The sequence below is a fragment of the Enterococcus infantis genome (genome assembly GCF_049166715.1).
Lineage (GTDB): Bacteria > Bacillota > Bacilli > Lactobacillales > Enterococcaceae > Enterococcus_C > Enterococcus_C leclercqii.
The window spans coordinates 205,818-231,926 of record NZ_JBMHFB010000002.1 but is presented as its reverse complement, the minus strand read 5'-3'; the positions used below and the strand labels follow the sequence as shown (position 1 = coordinate 231,926).

Genomic DNA, 26,109 nt, shown 5'->3' with positions numbered 1-26,109 from the left:
TTTCTTCACTCCGTTTCGTCAAATGTCTTTTGCAATAAGTGCGTTACCTCATCCAAGTCTTCAAAAATGTAATCGGGAACAGCTTCATAGACCATCGCTTGGGCCAAATCCCGCTGCAGTCGATAGCGTCCTTTTCGTACCGGCAGATCGGTGATATCGTCTTCAATCAATACTGAAGCAATCCCGGCAGCTTTGGCGGCTTTGATGCCAGCCCGGGAATCTTCCAATACAAGGGCGTGTTCTGGTTTTACCTCGGCTTTTTTACAGGCCGTCAAGAAAATCTCCGGGTCCGGTTTGCCTTTTTTAACTTCATCCCCTGAAATAATCAAATCGACATAAGGGGCTACCTCTTCAATCTCAAGATAGTTGCGGATATTTTCTAAATGGTTGGAAGAGGCCACTGCCACCAAGCGACCAGACGCTTTGGCATACTGTAACAATGACTCCAGGCCTTTTTTCTTGAAGACTCGTTTTTCTTCGGCAAAAATCAGGCCTTTGTTGATGTTCATTTCCCCACGCCACTGCTGGTAAGGCAGCTCTTCTCCATAAAGAGCCGCCATCTCTTTAAGGATCGCAGCTTCCGTTCGACCGGTTAGGTGGTAGTAAACTTGATGATTCATCTCGTAATCGTATTTTTCTGCTGAGCGCAGGTAGGCTCGATAAGCCAAGCGGCCGGTCTCAAACATCAAGCCGTCCATATCAAAAATCAATAAGTCGATTGCTTTCATCTGTTCCTCCTTTATGCAGCAAAAGCAGCGGGGCAGAATCTGCCCCACTACTATCAAGTCTGATGGTTCACTAGTCATCTGAGGTTAAAATTTTTACAAAGACTCGCTGATTCGACACTGTCAGCCAATCATCCTCTGCCTAATTGGTTTTAGTCAGCTGCCGCAATTCTTTAATTGTAGCTGCGGCTTTGACGCCACCATCAGCGGCCACGAGTGCTTCAGACAAGATAAAGGAACCGCCGACTGCCAGAATTTTTTCAAAGGCGAGGTAATCTTGCAGATTGCCTTGATGAATACCACCAGTGGGCACAAATTCCATTTCAAAATATGGACCCGCTAAAGCTTTGATTGCCTTCAAACCGCCGTAAATATCCGCCGGGAAGAACTTCACTACATCTAATCCCAGCTCGTAAGCTCGCTGAATGTCATTTGGTGTGGCTACGCCGGGAAAGACCGGAATCTGCTGTTCTTGACAGTAACTGATAACATCGGGAACAATTGCCGGCGATACGATAAATTTGGCGCCGTTTTCGACAGCCGCTTTAGCCTGCTCAAGAGTTTTTACCGTTCCGGCACCTACTAGCAGCTTGCCAGATTTCGCTAAAATTTTGATTGCTTCAACGGCTAACTCGCTGCGGAAAGTGACTTCAATTAACGGTAACTGATTGTCTACCAAAATTTTTTCTACCAGCGGCAACAGGTCAAGCTGAGTGACAGTATAAAGAGGCAGCAATCGTTTTTCTTTCATCTCCAGATACACTGGATGCTGTTTCATATCAAACAACGTCTTTTCCTCCTTATGCCTTTTCTTTGGCTTTGGTCAATGCTTCATGCAGCCCTTGTGCATAGGTCAGGCCCATCGCTCGATCGTACAAGCCATAACCTGGCCGAGCCACTTCCCCCCAGACTGTTCGCCCGTGATCCGGACGCAATACTCCGTCAAAACCGACCTCCACCAAAGCTTCCATGATTGCTGCCATATCCAACGAACCTGCTGTTGACAGATGAGCCGTTTCGATGAAATCCCGTTCGCCCAAAAAGCCAACATTACGGAAATGAACAAAATTGATACGATGACCGACTTCTCGGATCATTTGCGGGATATCGTTATTGGGATCAGCTCCTAGCGCGCCAGTACAGAAGGTTAAGCCATTGTAAGGTGAATCCACTGCTTCGATGATGCGTTTCAGGTCGGAGAGATTTTTCGTAATCCGGGGGAAATCGAAAATTTCCCAAGGTGGATCATCCGGATGAATCCCCATTTTGACATCTACCTCTTCACAAACGGGAATGATGCGTTCTAAAAAGTATTTCAAGTTTTCAAAGAGGACTTCTTCAGTGACACCGTCGTACATTGCCACAAGACTATTGAATTTTGCAAGGCGTTCTTCTTCCCAGCCGGAAATTTGAAACCCTTTGGACTGGCTGGCAATACGCTTGTATAAATCCTGCGGTTGCAATTCATCAATCACTGACTGATCAAATTGCAATGTCGTACTGCCGTCTGGTAACTGGTAGTTCATATCCGTTTTGAACCAGCCGAAGATTGGCTTGAAGCTGTAACAGATCAAGCGTACATCGCAGGCCGCCAAATTGCGGATCGTTTGAATATAATTGTCGATATATTTATCCCGCTCAGCAGTCCCCGCTTTGATGGCATCATGAATTGCCACACTTTCAATCCCTAATAGTTCCAAATCGCTAGCTGTGACTTCTTTTTTCAATTCTTTGATTTCATCAATTTCCCAGACATCTCCGGGCATTTTGTTCAACAGTGTCCCTACGACACCGGTGATACCGGGAATCTGTTTCACATGCTGAATTGGAATCGGGTCTCCCTCAACGCCATACCATCGAAAAGCCCACTTCATAGCATTCTTCCTCTCTCTTTAAAATTCGTCTTCTTCGTCTTCTTCATCAGCTACCAGCGAAACATGCCACAAGCCAAGACTGTCGGCTCCTTGTGCCAAAACAGCCTGCGCTGCCTCAGCTGCCGGTGTTGACAAAATCTGATGATTGATGGTTTCCAGAAGCATCGGCAGGTTAACACCACCAATGACGTACGTATTTTCTCGCAATTCAGGGTCCAAAGCACTAGCCACCATCAGTGATTGATTATAAGGACTGGCACTCACGACATCTGTCAAAATCAAAATACCGTCTCCTTGATCCACCTCTTGGACAGCTGTGTGAATTTTAGCTCCCAGCTTTTGGATATCTTCTCCATGATTCAAATTGACGGTGGCGATGTTATCAGAAGAGCCGATGATGACTTCCGCCGCGTCTTTCAATCCGTCACTCAATGTTCCGTGTGTCGCGATTACGATCCCTAACATTGCAAAACCTCCAGTTTTTAGTTTGCTTCTATGAAAGTGCTGTGATCAATTGCTCAATATTTTCCATGTTCATTTCTTTGCTTCTCAAAAGTTTTTTGGAAAGTGTAAAACCCTCTGTGCCCGGCTCGCCACTGAAAATATAGCGTACTTGATCCTTCGTCTTTGCTGCGACTGCCTCTTTGGAAAAGAGCGTAGTTTCACGATCTTTGATGTACAGCGGTGCTTTGGCTGCGACAGCCTCGAGAAAGTAAACCGGTGTTCCTTTTGGCAATGAGGATTGCAGTACCTCCAACCCCCGTTCACCGAAAGTGCCCTCGTCAATGAAGGCATAGGCTACAAAAGGATTCCGATTGGCTTCAATCATTGACAGCAGCAACAAAACTGAACCGGTATTTCTCACCAAGTTGCGGCGGTTGGCCAAGCCCTTCGTCACTCGTCCCAAGAGTAGGAAAAAGACCAACAGTGCTACTATGCTCACATAGGTCAGCGGGCGCGTAAAGTCTAAAGAAAACCAGCTGTTGCTCATCAACCAAGCTAAGCCCAGACCACCTAGTAAGAGAAGCGCCAACGAACCCATTAAAATCGCCAGAACGGTCTGTCGCGACTGTCGCTTGCGATCAAAGAAAACGTAATCTCCTATAGAAATCGGCGGCGTATCATAGTAGGTGCAAATGACTTTTTTAGCTCGTTTCAAATCCCCCACGTAAACATTACGCGAGGCACTTTTTTTCTGTTGATCGTATTCGATTACTTGCGGCGCAGCTCCCATTGCAGCCAGGTCAGCTACCAAGGCACCGATGAAACGTTTTTTGCTTTTGTCGCTGCGACGGATTCCATACAAGTATTGGTAACGAAACAGCCAATCTTTGAAATTTTCCGTTTGTGCCATGGTAAGCCCTCCTGTTTTCTCGGCTTTTGCCGCTACTGCCGGTCGCCGTCGTCTTGACGACAGCCCCAAGTGCTGGTTTTCTTATAAACCAAATTGTTTCAATACATCTTTTAGACTAGATTTTGGTGCAGACGGTGTTGCTTGGAAATAGATGTCTTTTACACCGTAGTTTTCATTCAATTCTTTGAGTTTCAAGGCATCCTCTTTGTTTAGGTAAACGGATTTGGTTACCAACAGGTCTTTTTCTGGATCCTTTTGCGCGATTCCGCCGATGTTGAGCTCTTCCATTGGCAATCCATGTTTGACCAGATCATAGATTACACTAACTGTTTTCGTAATCAAAATGCAGTTGTAATCTTTGAATTCGTATTCATCCCAATAGAATTTTGCTTTTTCCGGTGTGATGACGATCGTTTTTTGCCCAGTACGACTACCTGCATTCTTGTAGAGATCGCGCATGAACTTGTCCTTAGCAACGACTTCATCGACTACAAAAATCGAGTTAACACCACTTTTTTGTGATAAGGTCACCATGACTTGTCCATGGATCAATCGTTCGTCCACCCGTGCTAAATTTACTTTACCCATTAGAGAATCCTCCTTTTAATTATGCAGTTGTTATAAGATCCCAATTCCTGCTAAAACAATCAAGATTGCCGTCAGCCACAGTAAAGCTTGCGTGACTTTCAATCCTTTTTTCGTATAGAACAAGTAGACACCCATGACAACCGCCAATGGCAAGATACCCGGCACAATCTGGTCTAAGATGTCTTGGATGACAAACTCACGTCCTGAAATACCAAACTTCAATGCGGAAGTGACCTTAACATAATTTCCTGCCAAAATCCCCATCATGAACAGCCCTAAAACTGACAGTGTTTCAATTGCAGTCTGAACACCGGTACTTTGCATCAATCCAGAAGCATTACGCCCCATAGTGAAAGCTTGGCGGGCAAAGAATACCCCCAGAATCACTTGGTACAAGGCAAAGCAGATGAATGGGAAAATTGCTCCCAGCGGACTACCTTCTTGTGCCCACGGAACAGCGATTGCGATAAAGATGTATTGCACCGTTCCAGAGTCAATGGCATCCCCAATTCCTGCCAAAGCTCCCATTAAACCGGCTTTGGTGTTATACATCAAGTCGTCTTGCATCATGACTTCTTTGTTTTCATACTCTTCTTCTGCCCGCTGTTGTTCCATTGAAGACATCAGCCCAGTGATGACACCCCCACCCCAGCTTAACTGAGTGTTGAAGAACAGCAACTGCCGTTTATAAGCCGCCTTTAATTGATCCGGATCCTTGTAGAGCTTGCGCAAGATGGGCATCATCCCATACAAGAGAGACGGCGCCAAGTAACGCTCGAAAGAATGCGGAATCTCGTTGGCAAAGTGCCAGCGGAGATAGGCTTTGGTCACGTCTTTTTTAGTGATTTCTTCTGGTGCAGCGGTATTTTTTATCATTTCAGCCATTGTTTTTCCTCCTTGTGATCAAAACCCGTCGTCATAGTCATCGTCATCATCGTCGTCACTGACACTGCCGCCACCAGCTGCTTGTGCTTGTGGGGGAGTTCCTTTGCCTTTTTGTGACTGCACGAAGATCAATGCAATCAGCACACCGAAGACTGCGTAAGTTACCATCGTGATCTCCAGTGATTTGAAGACAACACTCAAGAAGTAAGCCAAAAAGAAGAAGACCAGATAGTCTTTCCGTCCGATAACATAAACCGTCGTTGCAATCCCGATTGCCGCCAAACCACCACCGACAACTTCCAGAATGTGGATTACCACTGTCCCTTCCAATGCCGTAATTACATCAGCAATCACAGGTGCACCAAAGTACAAAGCAATAAATACCAATGGCACAAACAACAAGAAAGAAGCAATGGTCGGATACCAGATGATGGACCGCTTGATGGCACCGTCGTTGAGTTCGTCTACCGCTTTATCGGTATACTTCCCTAAGAATGTATTAATGAAGAAACGGAATTGATACAAATAACTGCCTAAAAGTCCTACCGGTACAGCAACTGCGATGGCTGCTTCCGGTTTCAGATTTCCCAATAATGCGACAGATACGGCAATGGCTGCAGCAATGGAAGGCTCTGCCGGCATCGAACCACCGGGAGAAAAGACCCCCATATAGATCATTTGCAAGGCTGCTGTGACGATCATTGCCTGCTTGACATCTCCCATCACAATCCCTACTACCAAACCAGTCATCAGCGGGGAAAAGCGCAAGGTCAAGGTAGCGCCACCACCGAGCCAGCGTGACATGACCGCTGCCACCCACAGTGCGATCAACAAACTTTGTACTACACTTAATGTTTCCATATGTCCTCCTCTTGAAACGTTGATAGTTGCGCGATCCTAAGATCCGGGGCATTTTTTGAAAGTGGCGACACCAGCTGCTTATGGGTGCTTTTTTAACGAGAGGTGGCCTCCACGTGATTCTTTAAAAATTACGTCCTCACCACTACGCTTTTGCTAAGCACTCCAGCAACCGGCATCGACAATTTCTATAATGACCTAGATGGATACCGTAATAAATTTACTCTCCGGCTGCACGGCTCTTTCCGGCAATCGGCCTTCGATGATAGCTTCCACGTCACGAACACATTTCTCACCCATCTCTTCTAAACATTCCATCGTGTAAGCAGAGGTATGGGGCGTCATGACAACATTGTCAAATTGCAGGTAGGGATGATCTTTGCGACCAGGCTCTTCTTCCAAAACATCCGTCGCCAGCCCGGCTAATTTACCGCTTTTCAGACCCGCCACCGCAGCATCTTCATCGATTAATGCTCCCCGGGCACTGTTTGACAAGTAGACCCGGTCTTTCATTTTGGCGATAGCAGCATCATCAATCATATGATAGTTGCCTTCATTTAGGCTGGCACATAGACAAATGACGTCAGCTCTGGCTAATAATTCATCGAACTCGACTTTTTTGGCACCGTAACTTTCGATGTGCATCGCCGACTTATATGGATCGTAAGCTAGTACTTCACAGCGGAAGCCATTACGAATCGTCTCGACGACACCGCTGCCGGTATTACCTACGCCGATGACACCAACAGTTTTGTTGTACAGTGTATTGCCAACAAAACTTGCCCGGTCTTCCCAGCGATCAGCGACAACTCGATTATGCGCTTGCACCGTTTTTCTCATTAAAGCTAGCAAGTTGGTCACATTGTTTTCGGCGACAGCATCCCGCTCCACCAGGGCTGGAATGATGGTTACCACCGTATCATGAGCTTTGGCTGCTGCGAGGTCCACGTTGTTAAAACCAATGCCGTGACGGGCGATCAAAAGCAATTCATCTTTGTATTGAAAGAATTCCTCTGTGAAAAACGGGGTCACGCTGGCAATAACGATATTGATTCCTGCCAGAGCTTCCGCTAACTCTTTACCGCCAATCTCTGAATCAACCGTAATATGCACGACTTCTCCGATTTTTTCCAAACGCTCCAAATGCTGAGGAAAGACCTTCCCAAAGCTGCTTGAATTCACGATTCCGATCTTGTAGTCTGTCATGTTCATCCTCCATTTTTTCACTCGGCTTAATGACTTTACCCTTTTTTGATTTTTGTTAGCGCATTCAATCTATACTGTTATTATACAAAAAAATATTTTTTTGTAAAGGGAAATAACGAAAAAATATTTTGTTTGCTTTTTTTGACGTTCCCCTTTATTCTAATAATAAATAAGAAAGCGCTGCAGAGAGGACCTGCAACAACTTGATCACAACAACTCAGCACTTCAAAAAACGCCGCATTAAAGGAGGCTTATCCGATGTCCCCATCGATTCGTTTGACCATTAAATCTATGTACAAAGACTTCACTCCAAAAGAACAAGCGATTGCCGACTATATTTTGAACGATCCCCAAAAAGTGAGCCGCAGCTCCATCAGTGATATCGCTAAGGATCTGGATATCGCCGACTCGACTTTCTTTCAATTTACCAAGAAGATCGGTTTTTCCGGCTTCAAAGAATTTAAAATGGCGCTGTTGACCAATGATTTCGATTCCAGTACAGTCACTACGATTCATGAAAGCATCACTCAAGATGACGATGAATTACAGATGGCTCAAAAGATCTTTGACTCCAACATCTCCACATTGACAGATACAAAAAATCTACTCGATAGACAAAAACTCAAAACCGCTGTCGATCTCATCGATAATTCTCAGCGCCTCTTCTTCTTTGGGGTCGGCGGGTCGGAAATCGTCGCTGCCGATGCCTACCACAAGTTTCTGCGCAGTCCCTTAACCGTAGTCCACAGCGCCGACTATCACATTCAATTGATGGAAGCTTCCATGATGACTGCCAACGACTGTGCAATCTTAATTAGTCATACGGGTCGCTCCCGGGAGACAATCCATCTAGCAGAAGTCGTTAAAAACAGTGGCGCTGCAGTAATCGTCGTCACCAGCCAAATGCAATCCCCTCTTGCGAAACTGGCAGATGTCACTTTCATCTCCATTTCTGCTGAGACTGCTTTTCGCTCCGAGGCTTTAGCTTCCCGCATTGCCCAGCTCAGTCTATTAGACGCTATTTTCACCATCTTGATGTTCCGCAACCACGACCGTTCGCAACTATCCATCGGTAAAATCCGCGAAGTCATCAACGCAGTCAAGGATTGAAGTTGACCGCTTTACCACTGGAAGCTGGCTTTGCTTCAAGGACTGCCAACATCTAGAAAAGAGTACTTCCAGCCCTGACAACCTATTGCCCTGTAAAAAAGTGTCTCAGCAACAGCCTTACAAAAGGTTGTACGGGGACACTCTTTTTGTTTAGCCATTTTCAGAAGTGAACTGTATTTTTTCTGTGAAAGGTTGCACTCTTTTGCCTTTTAAAAAGACCAGACTATTAGTATAGGATAGACAGTAACTTTTTTATTATAGATAATACTCTTCAATTATCGCTTACTACACATCTCAAAAAAAACCGCCCGGAGTTTTTACTCCGTGGCGGTATCGGTATCCTTACTTATTATCAGCAAACGCTTTGGCTACATTATCTGCCATGATATCCACTGATTCAATTCCGGCGCCGGCTAAATACCAGACATCCGGATCTAGTGAGATGACCTTATTGTTTTTGCCTGCCGTGGTCTGTTTAATCAGCTCATTAGCAGCAACGTTATTTTGTGAATCATCGCCTCCGATTGCCTGGGTACGATCCACTACAAAAATGACATCAGGATTTTTTTCCAACACATATTCATAAGAAACACTCTGTCCGTGAGTGGAGGCCTCAATCTGATCATCTGCCTGAGAGAAGCCAAAGGTATCGTGAACTATTCCGAAACGAGAACCAGCACCGTATGCTGACAGACTCCCTTCATTCACCAGCAGGACAAGGGCTTTCTCCTTGGAAGCCACGGCTTTGCCTTTCAAGTCATCGATTTTAGACTGCAACGAAGCAATGGCTGCTGTGGCCTCCTCTTCTTTGCCGAAAATCGCACCGATACTTTTAATCTGATTTTGAATGGAAGGCCAGGTATCCGTGTTGTCAGTGGACAAATACAGTGTCGGTGCAATCTGAGCCAGCTGGTCTTGGAAGTCTTTTTGACGCCCCGAGATGAGGATTAAATCTGGTTGTAGCGCATTAATTTTTTCCAAGTCAGGTTCCTTGATTCCACCAGCAGAGGCAACCTTTTTATAGTCACTCAAGAAAGTTGGCAGATTATCTGTGGCAGCTCCAATCACTCGTTCGCCAACACCCAACCGGTTCATCGTATCCAACGCACTATTATCAAAAACTACCACTTTCTGAGGATTCGTTGCCACAGTCACCTGTTTTTTATCACCATCCATGATACTTACTTCAGCCGGTAGAGCCGACTGACTATCCTTCGTTGTACTGGAAGCGGATGTGGCAGCAGTCTGACTTTCATTTGTTCGATCCTCGCCGGTTGCCTGACCACAAGCTCCTGCGGCAAATAAAACCACCAATAATCCCATACTCAACATCATTTTTTTCATCTATCTTTTCTCCTTCATTGTTTTTTATTAATCCTGTCAATCAAAATACATGCAAAAAGGGCGTCCGTTGTAATCTATCACATTGACCTTCATCTCGTATAACTCACCAAGTACTGCCGGAGTGATGACTTCAGTCGGTGTACCTATTTTAAACAGACGTCCGCCCTTCAACGCCACGATTTTATCAGCAAAACCGGCTGCAAAGTTGATATCATGGATCACCAACAAAACCGTTTTTCCGAGCTTAGCCACCAAGCGTCGCAGCAAGTGCATCATTTGATTGGCATGATTCATATCTAAGTTATTTAATGGTTCATCTAGTAAAATATATTCCGTATCCTGAGCCAAAATCATAGCGATATAGGCTCGCTGTAACTGGCCTCCAGACAAGGTCTGAATTTCTTCTTCTGCTAGTTCCGTTAGACTCATCTCCGCAAGCGCGTCAGCAATCAGCTGCTGATCGGCTGTGGTTAGACGTCCGCGGCTGTAGGGGAAGCGTCCAAACGCTACCAATTCAGCCACAGTGATGCGAGCCTGTACCTGGTTGCTCTGCTTCAAGATTGCCAACCGCTGGGCCAGCTCTTTGGAATCCCAAGCACGAATCTCACCGTCATCGATATACAACTGCCCGGAAAACGTGCCCTGCAGGCGGCTCATGATGGAAAGTAAGGTGCTTTTCCCGGCACCATTTGGACCGATAAATGCGATTAGCTCTCCTTTCGGCAGTGACAAATCAATTGCTTGCAGCACTTGTTTATCAAGATACTGTTTACCGATTTCTTTTGCCTCGATCATTACACTCCTCCTCGTAAACACTGCTGCGAAAAATACCTGTCCTAACTTGAAAAATTAGCAGCCACTATCCTCGCAGATGATAGTTAATGGTCGTTACTGTAATTTTTAGTCAGTCAGACTGCTTGCCAAATTGCCAACGATTTCGCAGCGGACCCACAGTCAGTTTGCCGATGAAAAAAGCACCTCCAGCAAACTGGATGACAGTACTGATAGTAGCCTTTAAGCCCAGGAGCTGTTCAATAACAAATTGACCACCAATCAAAAACAGAATCCCCAATAATGTACTTCCTATAAATAGCTGTCTGTGGCGATATACCGGAAAGATTTGATAGCTGACCGTCGCAACGACAAAGCCTAAAAATACAGTGGGGCCCACCAATGCCGTAGCTATCCCCGTGGCAGCTGCGATGAGAAACAAAAGCAGCTGCTGTAAAGATCTGACTGACAGCCCCAAGTTAAGTCCGTGATCAAATCCCAATAACAAAACATCTAGTTCTGGTCCGAAATACCACAGTAAGCTACAAATCACGGCTAACAGACAACCGCTGATCAATAGCAGGTCCACCGACACATTACTGAAGCTAGCGTACAGTCGCCCCTGCAGCAAATCGTACTCGTTTGGATCCATCAGCACCTGCAAAAAAGTACTGATGCTGGAAAACAGACTGGAAGACACCATCCCCACCATCAGCAGTCGAAAGAAGTCATTGCCGGTTTTCCCTAGAAAGAAACGGATAAAGACCACACTCAGCCCACCTAGTAAAAGAACATTAATCAAAAACTGCGGTACTGCCGGCAAACCCAGCCCCGCTGAACCGCCAATCACAAAAAACAAGATTGTTTGCAAAGTGACATACAACTGATCGATTCCAAGAATACCGGGAGTCAAAAAACGATTTTGAGTCAAGGTTTGAAACGCAATAGTTGAACTGCTGCTGGCAGCAGCCACCAATACAAAGGCCGCCAGTTTCTTTCCTCGCAGCGAAAGGGCGAACTCCCAATTGCCATAAGTGCCATAGGTCAAATAAAGACCGCTAAAGAGCAGGATTAGTCCGGCCAAAATGAGCAGCTGACGTTGAAAAATTCTTTCTTTTTTTATGCTGTCCGCCTCCTCATCAATAACACTAAGAATAAGAGGCCGCCCAAGATACCCATCACCACACTAACTGGAACTTCATATGGACGGATTACGAGTCGCGCGATAATATCGCATAATAATAACAAACCGCTTCCGACAACACCTGTCATAAAGAGAGTGTTCTTTAAATGATCACCGAATTTCAATGCGACTAGATTCGGAACGACAATTCCGAGAAACGGAACGCTTCCCACCATGATTAAAACGGCGGTGCTCCCTAATGCAACCAATGCCAGCAGCAAAAACTGCAGTCTTTTGACATTCAGCCCGAAGTTTTGCGCCAACTCTTCCCCCAGACTCAAGACCATAATTTTATGCAGTAAAAAAAATAGCAATACAAAGACTGGAATCGTCAAATAAATCAACTGATGATCGGCCTTCATCACGGTGGCAAAATTTCCCTGCAGCCAAGAAGACATATTTTGAACGAGGCGAAATTGGTAACCGAAAAAGCTCGCAATGGCCCCCACTACATTACCAAACATCATTCCCGTCAATGGCAGAATGAAAACATCTCCTTTTGGCAATAATCTACTGAGTACCAGAAACAACAGCACTCCTAAATATGAAAAAACGAATGCGACAATGCTGCGCAACGCAAGGGACGCATTTGGTAAAAAGAGCATAACCAACAAAATACCTAATCGACTGGCATCCACCATGCCAATAGCATTGGTGGAGACAAAAGGATTTTGCATGATTTTTTGTAACACCAGGCCACACACACTCAACATGCCCCCTGCCAAAATTAGGCTAATCGTCCGGGGCAACCGAGTTTCATATAGTAATAGCCAGTGCTGCGGATCCCCCGCTGAAAGCCCTGACAAGTCCAAGTTTCCGGCACCAACAAAAACGGAAATTACCGCCAGTATCACCGTTGCTGCCACTGCTGCTTTTTTCATTCCTCTCCCCCTAATTGATAACGATTCTCATTATCAATTAAAGCATAACCTAAGGGACAACCGATTTCAATAGGACAATTGACAATCTACCTGGAAAAAACCATGCCGCTGTCAGGTATCAGGCGAAAAAGCTTGATCTACAGCTCAGATTCTCCTCCAATCAGAATAGTTTTTTCTAATTTAGTCTGCTATCAACTGCTAACATTTTTTCATGCAGCAAGAAAAAAACTTCAAGTCACAAGCTAAATCTCAGCAAATAGACGACCAGCTCCATTTTTAGAATTTCAAACCATAAAAAGACCGGCGCAGGTTGGTATCACCTGATCCGGTCTTTCAATTTAATATCACTTCATGCATTTACTCCTGATCCGCGGGCAAGCCAGTGCTGAATCGCCCTTTCCCCACAGATGGCGCTGATCAGCTCCGCTCGCGCCAAAGATGAAGCTCCTCTGACAGCTAGCCAAAAATATTCGTTGGTATGGCTTGGTGATTTCGTCATCACGAAACCCTGCTGATCTGCCAAATCCAGCTCGGATCAAAGCGATCAATGACCACTAATCCAACAGCTCCATGATCTTTTGGGGATTGCCTGATATTTTGACATCCTCTGATCGACTATCCACAGCAAATACAGACTCCAGCGCTTCGATCTTATCAATCACACGATTGTCAGTTACTTTGAGGAATGTTTCTGAATCATTTTCCTTTTTGCTATTTTGTGAATAGTAGGTGGTACCTTCTGTATTCTCCCGTTTTACATAGATGGCATTTTCTTCCTTATCAAGGAAGTAGCTGATTTTTTCGTTAGTAAATAATCCATCTGAACCGAAAAACTCTTGATTTACGGTATTTGCCATCGTCGCTGCAACAGAATCCACAGTGGAGTTGATATCAATTTTGCCGGAGCAGCCAGACATAGTCACCAGTGCTAGGCTCGCCAAGCAAAGCAAGATAGTTTTTTTCATGTCACGTTTCCTTTCAGAGTTGATTGAAACTAAAGGTAGCTTAATTTTTCTTTTGTAAAACAATAGTCGTGTACAAAAATGTGGTCAAGACATAATACAACCCATACATCCCGAGAAACAGTGCAAAAGGCAGCCAGATTTGTTCATAGGGATCTGCCAAAAGAGTAGTAAACATCTTCAGACCAAACAAAACGTGGATCATCCCCAAGATGCCTGGAGCTACAAACAAGATGCCGATTTCCCTACGAATGGAAGCTTTAAGCAGTCCACGGCGGGTGCCAATCCGTTCCAACATAGTAAAACGGTGGCGGTCACTGTTGGCGCTGGATAGTATTTTGAACATCAAACAAGAGGCCAGCATTGTCAAAAAGGCGATGCCTAAGAAAAAGCCCATAAATTCAAAGCCGGAAAACATCCCGTTAAACACATCATATACTTCCACTCGCTGGGTGAAACTGGTTTGATTTTGTACCTCCGGATTGTTTTTCTGATTCGCCGATACCAGTTTTTTTAGAGGTACTAACGCTTGTTGGAAGTCATTGACGCGAATCACACGCAATTCAGATTCCGGCAACGCCAATTGTTGGTACTCCGACTTACTGAGAAAAAGATGTTGTTTTTCTTTTTGGCTTGGCAACTCAATATTTCGAAGATTGTCTTGAGCCGTCACATCTTTGGCTAGTTTTTCACCCGTATAGCCCGCTGTTTGCCTTGTCTGACCAGCGTTATCGGGAGCAAACAAAGGTGCTTCATCGAACTGATCCTTGTCATAATAGATTGTCTGGCCGTCTTCTTTTTGGGAATAGGTAACATCCAATGTCGGTGACAAAGCAGTCACCTCCCCATCAGAAATGTCCTGCGCTTGATTCAACACGAGATCATAAGCAGTAATTGCTTTAGCCATCTTGGGAATTTCATTCTTGAATTCCAATCCGACAGTCAGCGCCCCCAATGCCAAGGCAAAAAGCATCGCAACCATCGCCAAGAGCCGGGTATAGTCTTTAATACGAAAATCGACTTGTGCCAGTGTGAAGGAATTGATTCCCCGCAATGCGATACCATCGTTACGTTTCAAAAGTGCAATCAAAAGAACCAGCAGACTGTTGAAGATAAAGAAGGTGCCTAATACAATCGTCACCAATGCAACGGCGATTCCCATCAGTTGAAACTTCGGCAAATCCCCCATCACATAATAACCTAACGCCAGTAAAGCAATTCCGCCGATAGCTTGTACAAGGAGACCGACAATTTTTTTACTTTTTGGTGTCGGTGTTGTGCTGTCTTTCAACAAACTCAGCAGACTTCTTCTGGCAACCTTACCGGCATTCATCACTGACGTCAAAAGGAAGAGCAGGATAAAGAAAGCCAGTGTCACAAGCAAGGCAGTGAGGTTAAAAGGGGAAAAATGTTGGACTTGCAGATCCAGTTGTGCCACCAACAAGTTGTTAATAATTGTGGTTAGCCCCACTCCTAAAATTGTTCCCACAAGTGTAGATATCAGACCTACCACAAAGGTTTCCAGAAAGATCATTTGGGCGATTTTACGAACTTTTGCTCCTAACATCATAAACATGCCATAATCTTTTTGCCGCATGCTCATCAGAAATGAATTGGCATAGATGACATAAACAAAGGTGATGATTCCCAGCAGGACCGCACCAAAATAGAAGATGAAAACAATCGATGAAATAGTCGAGTTTGATTCCAAAAAGGTTTTGTTTGTTGCCATCGACTGAAACATATAGAAAATGGATGACGAGATCACCAGTCCCGAAAATAAGACAATATAATCCCGCAATCGACTTTTGATTCCGGAAAGAGACAGTTTCCACAGCATATCAAATTCCCCCTATTGTTCCAGATTTCCAAGGATACCTAAAATCCGTCGATGAAAATCATCTTGGGTCTGGTCTCCTCTTTGAATCTCTTCATGGATGACTCCGTCTTTGATGAAAAGAATCCTTTTACAATAGCTCGCAGACAACGGATCGTGAGTCACCAGCATAATGGAAACCTGGTCGTTTTGGTTGAGGTCAGCCATCATATCCAACAAATCCCGGGCACTTTTAGAATCCAGCGCGCCAGTGGGTTCGTCACCGAATAGAATTGTTGGTTGAGTGATTAATGCTCTAGCTGAAGCCACTCGCTGTTTTTGACCACCGGAAATCGCAGCCGGATATTTGTTCAAGATTTCAGTAATCGACAGACGAGCTGCCACTTCTTTGATTTTTTGGCGGATGATTCGCGGTTTCACTCCTTGCAGAGACAGTGGAATCGCAATATTCTCCGCCGCTGTCAGATTTTCCAACAGATTGAAATCTTGGAAGATAAAACCAATCTCTTTGCCCCGAAAATCTGCCAAAGCGTTGCCCGCAAGCTTAGTAACATCGTTATGATTGATAATCACTTCGCCGGTACTGGGCTTATCCAGAGTTGATAAAATATTCAATAAGGTGGACTTACCGGAACCAGAAGCTCCCATAATTCCCACAAATTCTCCTCGTTGAATCGTAAAGTCGATACCTCTCAGCGCATGGGTCTGCTCGTCTTTTTCACTGCCATAAACTTTCGTTACTTGTGATACTTCAATGATAGGTTCCATCTAGTTATGCTCCTTTTTCCAACTGCTTCATCGCTTTTTTGGGTACGTCAGTCTTTTTGACTTCTTCCCAACTGGTCACGCCCTTTTTCTCGTTCCAAGTGATTTTCAAATAGGCTTCCGTACGCAATGGTCGATCCTTAAATGCTGAAAATTCAAGGTCTTTTTGCTTACCATCTTCGTCATAACCTGGCAGAGTATATTTGTATTCCACCATCGTGCTGCCATTGTCATCTTTGGTCTCTTCCCGTTGTCCTTCATTGGTAACCTGTACGTAATAGCTTTCGCCACCCATGATCACCTTTTGGGCCACTGCCATGCCGCCAAAAAGGAGAACTGCAAGCACTCCTAATACAATTGCAAGTTTTTTCATCGTAATCGCTCCTCGTTATATAAATTAAAAACCAATCATTTGGTCTCTTTTCGTTTAACAGTCTAATACTTTCTCCCCTATCGACAAATGGATTGCCCTAACATTCATCTTTCAAAACTGTCAGCAGAGCTTACACAGGACTAACGAAAAATTGGCTATAGTTATAGTATTACAACGTGTTACGAAGACTTATCCCAAGTAGAAGTCTAAATATTTTTAATTTAGCTATGAAAAATTCCGAACTTTTTATACCTTTTCTTCATCCGATTTAACATATCTGCAATAGCGAGTTTGCAGTTCCTACACAATGCGACAACATAGACTCCACTCTTTTGCAACAAAAAAAGCCCCGACTTCAAAATGAAGGCAAGGCCGTTCGTTGTTTTGTGATTAGCGGCGTTTGTTTCGTTGGGTTGCTTCCATGATGACTGGCAGGACTACTGGACGGCGCTTGGTCTGCTCAAAGAGATAACGGCCGATGCGGTCACGGATATCTTGTTTGAGCTTTGCCCATTCAAAGTCCTCGTCTTGCAAGTGTTTTTCTACGATTTCAGTAACCATATCCGCACTTTCTCTAATCAAGTCGCGACTAGCTTTGACATAGACGAAACCTCGGGAAGTAATCTGAGGGTGGGAAACAATCTTTTTCTCCCGTCGATTGATGGTACAGACAGCAATGAAGATACCGTCTTCTGAAAGAATCTTACGGTCCCGCAGCACGATATTGCCGATGTCCCCAACACCGATGCCATCGATTAAGACGTTTTCAGCCGGTACTGAACCGCCTTGGATCATCTTCCCTTTTTTGTACTCCAGCACATCGCCGCGAGCAGTGATGAAAATGTGGCTGAGCGGAATACCAATCTGTTCGGCCAATTGGGCATGGGCAGCCAGTTGGCGATATTCTCCTTGCACTGGCACGAAGTACTTAGGACGCATCATGTTCAGCATCAACTGTAGATTGTCTGGGTTGGCATGACCGGAAACCCGCAGATTATCAGAAATCTGCTTGACTGTCCCACCGGCACGAAAAACGATATCTTCTGTCTTGGCAACGATAGTTTCCATTGCAGTCGTCGGCGTTGTAGCGATGTAGACCAGATCACCTTCTTGGATTCGCAAAGTACGATGAGTCCCGTTAGCCATTCGTTGCAGGGCTTTAATTGGTTCACCCATACGGCCAGTTTCCATAATAATCAGGCGCTCAGCCGGGTATTGTTTCATTTCTTTTTGGGTGATGAACATGTCTTCATCTGGAACTTCCAATTTTCCTAACTTCATGGCTGTGCGAATGATTCGACCAAAATCCTGACCAGTCAAAACGACTTTGCGGCCAGCTTTATGGGCAGCATTCAACACTTGTTGCACCCGTTGCAGATTGGAAGCGACCATTGCCACAATGATACGACCTTCCCAATATTGGATGGTGTCGGAAACTTCGTCAGCAATGGTGCGTTCCGAAGCCACCGGTGTTGGATTTTCAGCGTTGGAAGAAGTCGATAATAATGCCAGTACGCCTTCTTTGCCGATTTCTCCCAAGCGAGAAAAATCCGTTTGATACATAGGTACAGCCGCTTGGTCAAACTTGAAATCACCGGTGTAGACAATATTGCCTTCGGTTGTTTTCAAACTGATTCCCACTGAATCCGGGATTGAGTGAGTGGTGCGGAAAAAGCTCACCACGCCACTGCCAAAGTCGATTTCCGTATGTTCATCGATCACATGGAAATCTTTAAATTTCTTCGTACCTTCATTTTTGTGGACATTGATTTTAGCCAATTCGATGGTCAGCTTGGTCCCGAAAACGGGGACCTCCACTCGCTCCAACAGATAAGGCAGTGCGCCAATGGCATCTGCGTGCCCGTGAGTCAAGAAAACCCCCACCACCCGCTCAGCATTTTCTTCCAAATACGTAAAGTCTGGGATCACTGTATCGATCCCTAACAATTCATTGTCCGGGTATTTCAGACCACAGTCAAAAATAAAAATATCCCCGTCCACTTCTGTCAAATACATGTTTTTCCCGTTTTCCCGCACGCCAGCTAACGGAATAATTTTGATGTCGCTCAAAAAAATCACCTGTTCTTTCTATAAAGTTCCCAAAGCAGTTGGCAACATGATGCTGTGCGAAGCTTCCTTATAACCAAAAGCAGTAGCAGCAGATAATTGCTGAAGAAAAGTAATTGTACAGTTGTTTCAAAAAAACAAACCATAAGTACTGCTGATTGTGTGCAGCTTGTAACGATTCGCAATAAACAGCTAAACAATCGGTCTTCAACAGTTTTACAGACCTGCTGGATTAAGGTTCAAAAAAGCAAGGGACAGCAGACCAGTTGGGACTGCGTTGAGTTGGATCAGAGAATCCCTGAACATACCACAAAATCAAGCCTTGATACTTTTACCGAAAACACAGAATTACAGGCCACCGACAGCTTATTGACAGCTTATTATAGTGGGGCTTTACTGTGAATCTTTCGGCCAAAAAATTCAATTGGCTGATGTTGGTCTATTCAGATTTCCTCAGTTATTCTTCTGGTTTCTTGCATTTGGGCTCGTCGCTGCTATGAGTTAGACCGCACCGTGCAAGTATTCCTGAAAATCACATGCCTAAGCATCCAGTGAATATTATACACTAAAACCAGTGATAAGTTGAGCCTTGCACCATAGCAGTCAAGGAAAACTTAGAGATCATCAGCCTGTGATTCAGGAAAAGCGCAACAATCCGTAATCCATCACAAAAAAACAGCAGGTGGTCACCGGAATTTATACCAGTGACCAGCCGCCGTTCATTTTCAGCTGGATTCGTTCTATTTTTTTAGCCGCTGGATAGTAATCAAATCACTGATCAAAAAACCTGCAAGCACTGCTAACAACATCCCCCAGAAGAAGCGACGATCCGTGGGCTGGCCCAGCGCAAAATACAAAGCTCCACCTGTCACTCCCAAAACCAACAGAATCACTCCTGCCAAACGATTGGACAGCTGCCACGTCTTTTTTCCAAATGTTCGGTAAGCCAATCCTTTATAACCAAAACCCGACTTCGGTTGCCCGGAAAAATACAATGCCGCAGCACCCAATAAAATTAAACAAATGAACAAAAAAATCATAATGTACTCCTTTTTCTCGTGAAAACTTTTTTAATAATTTAGTTCTGGTCATTATTGTGGCATATTTGAACAGGACTGACAAGAAGCATCAAATGGCAGAAAAAAATCTTTGAACAGGCTATAGCTGATGATTCTTATGAAAATAGCAACTCCTTCTTACAATTGTAAAAACGCCTCTACAGCTGCCACTTTTTCTGCCAATGTCCGCTCACCATCCAACAAAAGATCCGCTCCTTCAGCGATATAGTCATCGTGGGCTTTGAAAAGTGAACGGGAAAATTCCAAATAATTGGTCAACTGACTGCGAATTGCCCCACCATCATCCTGGGGCTGATCTCGCAAAATCATGCGCGCCAATGCAATATCCAGTGGCGTTTTTACATAGACTGACAGACTGATCAGCTCTTTTAGTGCCGGATGTTTACGGCCAAAAGGAAAATCCAACAAAATCAGTGCCGGTTTTAGAGCCAACGCCTTTTCGAGGTCCTGCTTCAAAGCTGAAACATCATAGCGAGATACCGCCTCTCGGAGTGGTGTTCCCAGCGGTGGCGCATCTGGCAGCTGGTCAATGTCATAATCATCGAAGGACAAGACAATAGCTTCTGGATGCCCTTCTTTCAGTGCAGCAATCAACGTAGACTTGCCGCCGGCGGTAACACCTGCCACCGCCACCACTTGTGTCAGCAACGACTTTTGCGACTGTTGCATCGGTTTTGAATCCTCTGCGTCTTGAAGGGCAAGTCTATCCTTTTCAGCCGACCATTCCTCACGCAAAATGCCGTACTTCACCGAATCATGATATTCTCCCCGCCAACAGCGGACACTGCGAATAACCCCTTCTTTTTTCATCCCCAGTTTTTCTCCCAGACGTTGCATACGGGGATTGCCTGACCAAGTGGTAAATCCGATATGGGGTAGATAATCAAAGGATTCGAAAAGATAGTCCAGCCACACCTGCAAAGCGCAAACACCAATACCCCGCCCCCACGAACTTTGCTTAAAGATTACGATACCTATCTCCAACCACTGCTGCAATGTACCATCTGACCAGTAGGCCGTTACTTCTCCTACTAGCTGACCCTCGACTTCAATCACGCCTCTCATCGGGTTGTCCATCGAGCTTTGCCCCCACCCATCACGGTAACTTTCCCAGCTTTGGATAGGATCGTTGAAATAAGGGCCATTATACGCCATCCACCTACGGTCCGCCGCGGGCCCATAGCTGACTTCCCACATTTCTCGTAAATCCGCTGCATCCACTGTTCGGATCGTAACACCTGCTAACGACTTCTTCATCTATTTCCACCTCGTTTTCTCTGAGCAAAGCTAACCAGAGCATTTGCGTTTATGATAACAGAAAGCTGCCAAAACCATGCTATAATTGAAAAAGTTTTTAGGAAAAGAGGTTTTACAATGGATCGTATTCACTTACCGTATGCTCGAGATGCTCTGCTCTTGGAACTTAAAAAAATAGCAATCGCAAATCCACTAGTTAGCGGCATTTTTTTGGATGGTTCTCTGGCAGCAGGAAACGCCGATGATTGGTCAGATATTGATCTGCGCTTAGTTACAGCAGGCAATACCCAGCAGGTGACAACTCTCTTGTCGGAAATAGTTAATCGACTTGAAAGTGAAGGTCGAATCCTATTTATCGAAACTTACGCGACAAATTATGCTGTTTTGCATTTTCCTGAATTCGTAAAGGTGGACCTTTTTGTCTATTCCAAGTCGACATTGTTACCTTCTCCTTGGTTAGCATCTATCAACATCCTCAATGATGATTCTCAGAACTATTTAGCAAAAATTAAAGCAATAGCAAAAAAGCTGCCCTTACCGATAGATCAGTCTTTACTGGATGGCTATCTCATGAAATATTACGCCAATCTCCATGATTTTTACCGTCGATGGCAGCGCGGCGAAAGCAATTATCTACATCAAGATGCTTTAATGATAAAGCATTGTCTAGTATCGCTATGGTATTTGAAAGCTGGTCAACTACCCAACAATCTAGGCGACTGGAGTAAATATGAAGGTCCCCGTAGCCGGTTAACTCCAGAGCAAATAGCGGCACTTACACTCTTTACACCGTTAGCAGCAGCTAGGATTCCTGATTTTCTACAATGGTCAGTAAATTGTATCGCCGAGGCAGCCTCAGCAATTGCCACAACTCATGGACTGACTTTTTCTGAAAGACAGCATCAACAGATCACTGAATTAGTTCTATAGATAAAAATGAAAAAAGAAGCAACTTCGGTTAAAGAACTGAAGTTGCTTCTTTTTTGCTTATGTCTTACGTTTGGTCATGCTCGCTTCTGAGGGTAGTGATAAGACGATTGTCACAACCTATTTTTAAACAAGATTTATTGAGCTAGGACACAGCGGTTTACTGTGTCAGTGATACACGTCTGCAAACTAATGCGTTCTCCACCGGCATAAAGCATCCGCGGCAGGACATCATCTGCAGGGTTATTATTGTTATAGCCATCGTCGGTGACATCCACAACTTCGTAAACCGTGTATGTTCGAGAATTGCCACTGTCATCCACGACGGTAATTGCCGAACCAACCCCTAGCCCCATAACACCGGAGAAATCACCAGGATTATGTCCGATAAAGTGTGTCGATGCACCGTCCGTTGTGCTACCGTTCCCCATCCAAGTTCCAGCACCGGATCCTGGTGCTGCTGCCGCACCGTTATATTGAATGAAAGGAATTGTGCTTCCATTGAAGGATAAAGTGGCGGTTTGAACTGCCGGCGCTGCAGTGCGAGTAACTGATGCCTGTGCGGGGGTAGTTTCTTCATAATCCGTTTGAGAAGTTGCTTCCGTAGCTGCCACCGCACCGCCATCGCTTGAATACTCAGATGCGTTGGTTGCTTCCTCGGTCACTGTGGTACTCTCAACAGCTGCTACCGGGTTGCTTTGCTCTGTATCATTTTCAATTGCTTCATTATTTTCAGTGATACTATCACTTTCAGCAGAAGTTTCACTAGTTGTTTTATCAGTGATAGCCTCTTCCTGAGGGACAGGCGTTTTAGCATTTAAAGTAATCGTTACTTTTTTAGTAGCCTTATTGCCAGCCTTGTCTTGTACTGATATTGTAACTTGTTGTTGCCCAGCTTTATTTTTATCAAAACCGGTGATTGCGATCTTGTCTGGGGCCAGTGTTCCATCAACCCCATCTTTCACCTTGATTTGATCAATAGGAAAATCAGCGCCAACTGTTGTCGAGAGTTCTCTCGGTACAGTGATTACAGGGGCCACATCGTCAGAGACAGTTACCTCAGCAGTCTTGGTAATCGTAATCCTGGAAGGAAATTGGATTGTCAGCTGAACTTGGTAGCGTCCGGGAGTGACTTGACGTAACCCTTGATCTGATAGTGTCACCTTCGTTACTTTCCCGATTCGATCACTGCGAGTCAGTGTAATCAAGTCCTCGTCGGTTACCTGTTGACGTTTGGAGGTCTTCAAGTTCAGTTTCTCAACAAACAGCTGATCTGCTTCTTTATGTTCTTCGGCAATCTGGGCTGTTTTTTGACGTTCATCGGCTGACGTGTATTGGCTGTAAAAAACTCCTCCGGTAATTAAAAAAACAGTAGCAGCAATGACAGCAATAACAATTTTCCTTTTCTTCACAATAAACATCCTTTTTTAGTTTTATTGGAGTCCTATAAAAAATCATCTAATCCCGCATTTTTTTACTCTTTTTTAGATATTTTTAACGAAAGAATCATTGCTTTCAAGGTAATCATACGACAGTAACACACCAAGAACCAATCTATCTGCTCTCCCAATATTTTCTTATAAAAGAATTTTCAGGTCGTTCGAAAATTATTTTTTCACAATCTTTTTTTCAACTTTAATCTATTTAACCAATATAAGCTAAAACTATTAGATAACTTTTTTATATCGAACATTTGTAATCTTCTTTTGATAGCAAGCACGGGGCTAGACCGCTTTTCTTGCCTCCCTCAGATACAATTTCTTATCACTGACTAGCTCTAAAAGCATACTTGGTCTGTTTTTCGTTACCGATAATAATAAAAATAACCGATTTAGTAGTCTGCCTCACCGAACCACTTTGAGTTCACCTCTCTTTTTTACGAAATAAAAAAACACTCAATTTATTCCGGATACTCTCTTGATTTCTCTCTATAAATGTTCACTATTGCACAATCGCTTTTTTTGAAGTTGCGCTAAACTTGCCACGTCATTATTTCTTTGGATACAAAAAAGCCAACTGTGACAAGGTATCTCCACCTTTTAACAGTTGGCTCTTCGATATTTTCAGAAAATGTTAAAAAAATCAAGCTAGAAATTTCTCGGTGCCAGCTCGGTCATTTTTGGCCCGTAATGCCGAAAGAATGGAAACTGTGTCCACGACTTCTTGCAAAGCTGCACCCAACAATGCCGGAATGACACCGGTAGCTGCGATTAGCATCAGCAAGACGCAGATAAAAATGCCAATCAGAACTGACTGGCGGGCAATCTTCATGGTATCTTGCGCAACAGTAACGGCTGCAGCAACCCGGGAGAGATCATCTTTTAAGATGACTGCATCGGCACTTTCGCTGGCAGCGGTAGATCCGTGCGCCCCCATAGCGATCCCGACATCTGCCACAGCTAGCGCCGGCGCGTCGTTGACTCCATCTCCTACCATGATTAACGGTCGTTGGTCTGGCGGAGTCTCTTGTACAATCCGGATTTTGTCAGCAGGAAGACACTCTGCATGAACTTCAGTAATTCCGACTTTTTGCGCGATCTCTTCTGCGATACTCCGATGATCGCCGGTCAGCATCCTGATATGTTGAACTCCCGCCTGACGCAAGGTATCTACTGTCGCCGGTGCTTCTGGACGCAAAACATCATCAAAAGTAATCCGACCACTGGCTACACCATCGACAGCAATATAGACTGCGGTTTGATCCTTTTGGTGACTTTCTGAGCAGCCGGCAAATGCTGCTTTGCCAATCTTCAGTTGATGATTGGCTACTGTTGCAGTGATTCCTTGACCTGTGATTTCTTCCAATCCTGTGACAGGTAAAAGCGCAATTGCTCTTCTTTTTGCTTCGTTCGTCAAAGAACGTGCCAAGATGTGGTTGGATTCTTGTTCGGCACTAGCGCTCAGCTGTAACAGTTGCTCTTCTGAAAAATGTGTAGTCAAGCTGTAGACTTCATTTACCGAAAGACTGCCCGCAGTAATCGTTCCCGTCTTGTCAAAGGCAATACTTTTGGCATCTGCCAGCTTTTCAATGGTTGTCCCCGTCTTAACTACAATCCCATTACGACTGGAACGGCTCATGCCGGCAACCAGCGCAATCGGCGCAGCTAAGATCAATGGACATGGTGATGCGACTACTAAAACTTCGGCAAAGCGAACCGGGTCTTTTGAGATAAACCAGGCAACACCGCCAATCAGATAAGCAATTGCCGTGAAAGGTACCGCATAACGGTCAGCCAGTCGTACGAAGCGAGCCGGCTTCGTTTGGGATTCTTTAACCAGTTTTACCAACGTTTGATACTGACTGTCAGCGGCTTTTTTGGTTACAGTGAAGCGGAGCGGAGCATCCCCGTTCACTGAACCGGACATCAGCTCATCTCCAACTTGTTTGTCAACGGGTTTTGATTCCCCTGTTAATGACGCTTCATCGACAAAAGAAGTTCCAGCACTGACACGACCATCCACCGGCACCACTTCCCCGGGCTTCACCAATATCAAAGCCCCTACTGCCACATCATCCACCGGCAGATCTTGGATAGTTTCGCCTTCCAGCACATGAGCAATCTGAGGTGAATTGTCCAATAACGCACTCAATTCCCGCCCAGCCTGTTTACCAGCGTAATCTTCCAGGCTATCCCCGCCAGTCAGCATCACCAATACCATCAGACTTGCCCAATATTCTCCCACTGCCAAAGTCGCAATGATCGCGGTAATCGCTAAAATATCGACCCCATATTTACCGGAACGCAAGGTTTCAATCATTCCGATAAACATAGAAATCGTTGTCAAACCACCAACAATCACGATCAGCCAGAAAGCCACAGTCGGTTGCCCTAAGCCGAACTCGGCGATAAGGGCTGCGGCTCCCACCAGTATTACTAGTAAAAACTTTTTGAAATTTGTCATGAAAACCACCTCTTCATCACAAGGATACTGCGACCGCATATTTTGGCCTACCGAAAAGTCTTAACTGATAATGAAAATCAGCTTCGTTGCACTCTTAGCTCCTAAGACTTTTTTGGTCACTATTCCAGAGTTTGAAACATCCTATAAAAAAGTGGCTTTA

25 protein-coding genes and 1 pseudogene are annotated in these 26,109 nt (G+C 44.8%); 3 read left to right on the top strand and 23 right to left on the bottom strand.

Going from position 1 to position 26,109, the window contains the following annotated elements; all coding sequences use genetic code 11:
- Positions 1–5: 5 nt before the first annotated feature.
- The 9 genes from ACOMA8_RS03685 to ACOMA8_RS03645 all read right to left on the bottom strand — a co-directional run bounded on the left by ACOMA8_RS03685 (position 6) and on the right by ACOMA8_RS03645 (position 7,490).
- Positions 6–728 carry an HAD family hydrolase gene (locus ACOMA8_RS03685; protein ID WP_421368610.1) on the bottom strand — a complete coding sequence of 241 codons (723 nt, stop codon included), beginning with the start codon at positions 726–728 and terminating at the stop codon, positions 6–8.
- Between the two features lie 139 nt (positions 729–867).
- Positions 868–1,503 carry a bifunctional 4-hydroxy-2-oxoglutarate aldolase/2-dehydro-3-deoxy-phosphogluconate aldolase gene (locus tag ACOMA8_RS03680; protein ID WP_421368743.1) on the bottom strand — a complete coding sequence of 212 codons (636 nt, stop codon included), beginning with the start codon at positions 1,501–1,503 and terminating at the stop codon, positions 868–870.
- A 22-nt stretch (positions 1,504–1,525) separates the two neighbouring features.
- The gene (gene uxuA, locus ACOMA8_RS03675) at positions 1,526–2,599 is read right to left on the bottom strand and encodes a mannonate dehydratase (RefSeq protein WP_421368608.1); all 1,074 of its coding nucleotides are present in this window, start codon (positions 2,597–2,599) and stop codon (positions 1,526–1,528) included.
- 18 nt (positions 2,600–2,617) lie between these two features.
- On the bottom strand, positions 2,618–3,064 hold the full coding sequence (locus tag ACOMA8_RS03670) for a PTS sugar transporter subunit IIA (RefSeq protein ID WP_161899965.1): 447 nt from the start codon (positions 3,062–3,064) through the stop codon (positions 2,618–2,620).
- Positions 3,065–3,092: 28 nt separating this feature from the next.
- Complete coding sequence (locus tag ACOMA8_RS03665) at positions 3,093–3,953, bottom strand: hypothetical protein (RefSeq protein ID WP_421368606.1); 861 nt, start codon at positions 3,951–3,953, stop codon at positions 3,093–3,095.
- Positions 3,954–4,034: 81 nt separating this feature from the next.
- Complete coding sequence (locus tag ACOMA8_RS03660) at positions 4,035–4,541, bottom strand: PTS sugar transporter subunit IIB (RefSeq protein WP_161899967.1); 507 nt, start codon at positions 4,539–4,541, stop codon at positions 4,035–4,037.
- Positions 4,542–4,571: 30 nt separating this feature from the next.
- Positions 4,572–5,426: a PTS system mannose/fructose/sorbose family transporter subunit IID gene (locus ACOMA8_RS03655; protein ID WP_161899968.1), complete on the bottom strand. Its 855-nt coding sequence runs from the start codon at positions 5,424–5,426 to the stop codon at positions 4,572–4,574.
- A gap of 18 nt (positions 5,427–5,444) precedes the next feature.
- Complete coding sequence (locus tag ACOMA8_RS03650) at positions 5,445–6,287, bottom strand: PTS mannose/fructose/sorbose/N-acetylgalactosamine transporter subunit IIC (RefSeq protein ID WP_161899969.1); 843 nt, start codon at positions 6,285–6,287, stop codon at positions 5,445–5,447.
- Positions 6,288–6,482: 195 nt separating this feature from the next.
- Positions 6,483–7,490 carry a D-isomer specific 2-hydroxyacid dehydrogenase family protein gene (locus ACOMA8_RS03645; protein ID WP_421368603.1) on the bottom strand — a complete coding sequence of 336 codons (1,008 nt, stop codon included), beginning with the start codon at positions 7,488–7,490 and terminating at the stop codon, positions 6,483–6,485.
- A gap of 258 nt (positions 7,491–7,748) precedes the next feature.
- Here ACOMA8_RS03645 and ACOMA8_RS03640 point away from each other — a divergent pair, with 258 nt between their 5' ends.
- Positions 7,749–8,600, top strand: a complete 852-nt coding sequence (locus ACOMA8_RS03640; protein ID WP_161899971.1) for a MurR/RpiR family transcriptional regulator — start codon at positions 7,749–7,751, stop codon at positions 8,598–8,600.
- 342 nt (positions 8,601–8,942) lie between these two features.
- Here ACOMA8_RS03640 and ACOMA8_RS03635 read toward each other — a convergent pair whose 3' ends face one another.
- The 10 genes from ACOMA8_RS03635 to ACOMA8_RS03590 all read right to left on the bottom strand — a co-directional run bounded on the left by ACOMA8_RS03635 (position 8,943) and on the right by ACOMA8_RS03590 (position 18,786).
- Positions 8,943–9,944 (bottom strand): siderophore ABC transporter substrate-binding protein, encoded by a 1,002-nt coding sequence (locus ACOMA8_RS03635; RefSeq protein ID WP_421368601.1) that lies wholly within the window; start codon positions 9,942–9,944, stop codon positions 8,943–8,945.
- A gap of 36 nt (positions 9,945–9,980) precedes the next feature.
- Positions 9,981–10,739 (bottom strand): iron ABC transporter ATP-binding protein, encoded by a 759-nt coding sequence (locus ACOMA8_RS03630; protein WP_421368599.1) that lies wholly within the window; start codon positions 10,737–10,739, stop codon positions 9,981–9,983.
- A 109-nt stretch (positions 10,740–10,848) separates the two neighbouring features.
- Complete coding sequence (locus ACOMA8_RS03625) at positions 10,849–11,808, bottom strand: iron chelate uptake ABC transporter family permease subunit (protein ID WP_237580450.1); 960 nt, start codon at positions 11,806–11,808, stop codon at positions 10,849–10,851.
- A gap of 26 nt (positions 11,809–11,834) precedes the next feature.
- Positions 11,835–12,779, bottom strand: a complete 945-nt coding sequence (locus ACOMA8_RS03620) for an iron chelate uptake ABC transporter family permease subunit (protein WP_421368597.1) — start codon at positions 12,777–12,779, stop codon at positions 11,835–11,837.
- A gap of 349 nt (positions 12,780–13,128) precedes the next feature.
- Positions 13,129–13,278 (bottom strand): hypothetical protein, encoded by a 150-nt coding sequence (locus tag ACOMA8_RS03615; RefSeq protein WP_421368595.1) that lies wholly within the window; start codon positions 13,276–13,278, stop codon positions 13,129–13,131.
- A gap of 55 nt (positions 13,279–13,333) precedes the next feature.
- Positions 13,334–13,744: a hypothetical protein gene (locus ACOMA8_RS03610; protein WP_421368593.1), complete on the bottom strand. Its 411-nt coding sequence runs from the start codon at positions 13,742–13,744 to the stop codon at positions 13,334–13,336.
- A 40-nt stretch (positions 13,745–13,784) separates the two neighbouring features.
- Positions 13,785–15,581 carry an FtsX-like permease family protein gene (locus tag ACOMA8_RS03605; RefSeq protein WP_421368591.1) on the bottom strand — a complete coding sequence of 599 codons (1,797 nt, stop codon included), beginning with the start codon at positions 15,579–15,581 and terminating at the stop codon, positions 13,785–13,787.
- Between the two features lie 12 nt (positions 15,582–15,593).
- The gene (locus tag ACOMA8_RS03600; RefSeq protein WP_161899979.1) at positions 15,594–16,346 is read right to left on the bottom strand and encodes an ABC transporter ATP-binding protein; all 753 of its coding nucleotides are present in this window, start codon (positions 16,344–16,346) and stop codon (positions 15,594–15,596) included.
- A gap of 4 nt (positions 16,347–16,350) precedes the next feature.
- Positions 16,351–16,716 carry a YxeA family protein gene (locus ACOMA8_RS03595; RefSeq protein ID WP_161899980.1) on the bottom strand — a complete coding sequence of 122 codons (366 nt, stop codon included), beginning with the start codon at positions 16,714–16,716 and terminating at the stop codon, positions 16,351–16,353.
- Between the two features lie 390 nt (positions 16,717–17,106).
- The gene (locus ACOMA8_RS03590) at positions 17,107–18,786 is read right to left on the bottom strand and encodes a ribonuclease J (protein ID WP_161899982.1); all 1,680 of its coding nucleotides are present in this window, start codon (positions 18,784–18,786) and stop codon (positions 17,107–17,109) included.
- 96 nt (positions 18,787–18,882) lie between these two features.
- Here ACOMA8_RS03590 and ACOMA8_RS03585 point away from each other — a divergent pair, with 96 nt between their 5' ends.
- The gene (locus ACOMA8_RS03585; protein WP_421368589.1) at positions 18,883–19,185 is read left to right on the top strand and encodes a hypothetical protein; all 303 of its coding nucleotides are present in this window, start codon (positions 18,883–18,885) and stop codon (positions 19,183–19,185) included.
- A gap of 338 nt (positions 19,186–19,523) precedes the next feature.
- Here the strand turns inward: ACOMA8_RS03585 and ACOMA8_RS03580 are convergent, their stop codons facing one another.
- Entirely contained in the window at positions 19,524–19,823 is a 300-nt protein-coding gene (locus ACOMA8_RS03580) for a hypothetical protein (RefSeq protein WP_421368587.1), read from the bottom strand.
- A gap of 747 nt (positions 19,824–20,570) precedes the next feature.
- Positions 20,571–21,119 (bottom strand): annotated as a pseudogene (locus ACOMA8_RS03575) (GNAT family N-acetyltransferase); the annotation flags it as partial.
- 117 nt (positions 21,120–21,236) lie between these two features.
- Between ACOMA8_RS03575 and ACOMA8_RS03570 the strand changes: the two are divergent.
- On the top strand, positions 21,237–22,049 hold the full coding sequence (locus ACOMA8_RS03570) for a nucleotidyltransferase domain-containing protein (RefSeq protein ID WP_421368585.1): 813 nt from the start codon (positions 21,237–21,239) through the stop codon (positions 22,047–22,049).
- 134 nt (positions 22,050–22,183) lie between these two features.
- Here ACOMA8_RS03570 and ACOMA8_RS03565 read toward each other — a convergent pair whose 3' ends face one another.
- Both ACOMA8_RS03565 and ACOMA8_RS03560 read right to left on the bottom strand, forming a co-directional pair.
- Positions 22,184–23,458, bottom strand: a complete 1,275-nt coding sequence (locus ACOMA8_RS03565) for a bacterial Ig-like domain-containing protein (protein ID WP_421368583.1) — start codon at positions 23,456–23,458, stop codon at positions 22,184–22,186.
- A gap of 670 nt (positions 23,459–24,128) precedes the next feature.
- Positions 24,129–25,949 carry a heavy metal translocating P-type ATPase gene (locus ACOMA8_RS03560; RefSeq protein WP_421368581.1) on the bottom strand — a complete coding sequence of 607 codons (1,821 nt, stop codon included), beginning with the start codon at positions 25,947–25,949 and terminating at the stop codon, positions 24,129–24,131.
- Between the last annotated feature and the right edge of the window lie 160 nt (positions 25,950–26,109).

Coding starts and splice junctions, on each gene's coding strand:
- ACOMA8_RS03635 (WP_421368601.1), bottom strand. CDS start 9,944: ATGAAAAAAATGATGTTGAGTATGGGATTATTGGTGGTTTTATTTGCC.
- ACOMA8_RS03595 (WP_161899980.1), bottom strand. CDS start 16,716: ATGAAAAAACTTGCAATTGTATTAGGAGTGCTTGCAGTTCTCCTTTTT.
- ACOMA8_RS03685 (WP_421368610.1), bottom strand. CDS start 728: ATGAAAGCAATCGACTTATTGATTTTTGATATGGACGGCTTGATGTTT.
- ACOMA8_RS03655 (WP_161899968.1), bottom strand. CDS start 5,426: ATGGCTGAAATGATAAAAAATACCGCTGCACCAGAAGAAATCACTAAA.
- ACOMA8_RS03650 (WP_161899969.1), bottom strand. CDS start 6,287: ATGGAAACATTAAGTGTAGTACAAAGTTTGTTGATCGCACTGTGGGTG.
- ACOMA8_RS03680 (WP_421368743.1), bottom strand. CDS start 1,503: ATGAAACAGCATCCAGTGTATCTGGAGATGAAAGAAAAACGATTGCTG.
- ACOMA8_RS03570 (WP_421368585.1), top strand. CDS start 21,237: ATGGATCGTATTCACTTACCGTATGCTCGAGATGCTCTGCTCTTGGAA.
- ACOMA8_RS03600 (WP_161899979.1), bottom strand. CDS start 16,346: ATGGAACCTATCATTGAAGTATCACAAGTAACGAAAGTTTATGGCAGT.
- ACOMA8_RS03605 (WP_421368591.1), bottom strand. CDS start 15,581: ATGCTGTGGAAACTGTCTCTTTCCGGAATCAAAAGTCGATTGCGGGAT.
- ACOMA8_RS03560 (WP_421368581.1), bottom strand. CDS start 25,949: ATGACAAATTTCAAAAAGTTTTTACTAGTAATACTGGTGGGAGCCGCA.
- ACOMA8_RS03660 (WP_161899967.1), bottom strand. CDS start 4,541: ATGGGTAAAGTAAATTTAGCACGGGTGGACGAACGATTGATCCATGGA.
- ACOMA8_RS03615 (WP_421368595.1), bottom strand. CDS start 13,278: ATGACGAAATCACCAAGCCATACCAACGAATATTTTTGGCTAGCTGTC.
- ACOMA8_RS03645 (WP_421368603.1), bottom strand. CDS start 7,490: ATGACAGACTACAAGATCGGAATCGTGAATTCAAGCAGCTTTGGGAAG.
- ACOMA8_RS03630 (WP_421368599.1), bottom strand. CDS start 10,739: ATGATCGAGGCAAAAGAAATCGGTAAACAGTATCTTGATAAACAAGTG.
- ACOMA8_RS03665 (WP_421368606.1), bottom strand. CDS start 3,953: ATGGCACAAACGGAAAATTTCAAAGATTGGCTGTTTCGTTACCAATAC.
- ACOMA8_RS03620 (WP_421368597.1), bottom strand. CDS start 12,779: ATGAAAAAAGCAGCAGTGGCAGCAACGGTGATACTGGCGGTAATTTCC.
- ACOMA8_RS03640 (WP_161899971.1), top strand. CDS start 7,749: ATGTCCCCATCGATTCGTTTGACCATTAAATCTATGTACAAAGACTTC.
- ACOMA8_RS03610 (WP_421368593.1), bottom strand. CDS start 13,744: ATGAAAAAAACTATCTTGCTTTGCTTGGCGAGCCTAGCACTGGTGACT.
- ACOMA8_RS03670 (WP_161899965.1), bottom strand. CDS start 3,064: ATGTTAGGGATCGTAATCGCGACACACGGAACATTGAGTGACGGATTG.
- uxuA (WP_421368608.1), bottom strand. CDS start 2,599: ATGAAGTGGGCTTTTCGATGGTATGGCGTTGAGGGAGACCCGATTCCA.
- ACOMA8_RS03580 (WP_421368587.1), bottom strand. CDS start 19,823: ATGATTTTTTTGTTCATTTGTTTAATTTTATTGGGTGCTGCGGCATTG.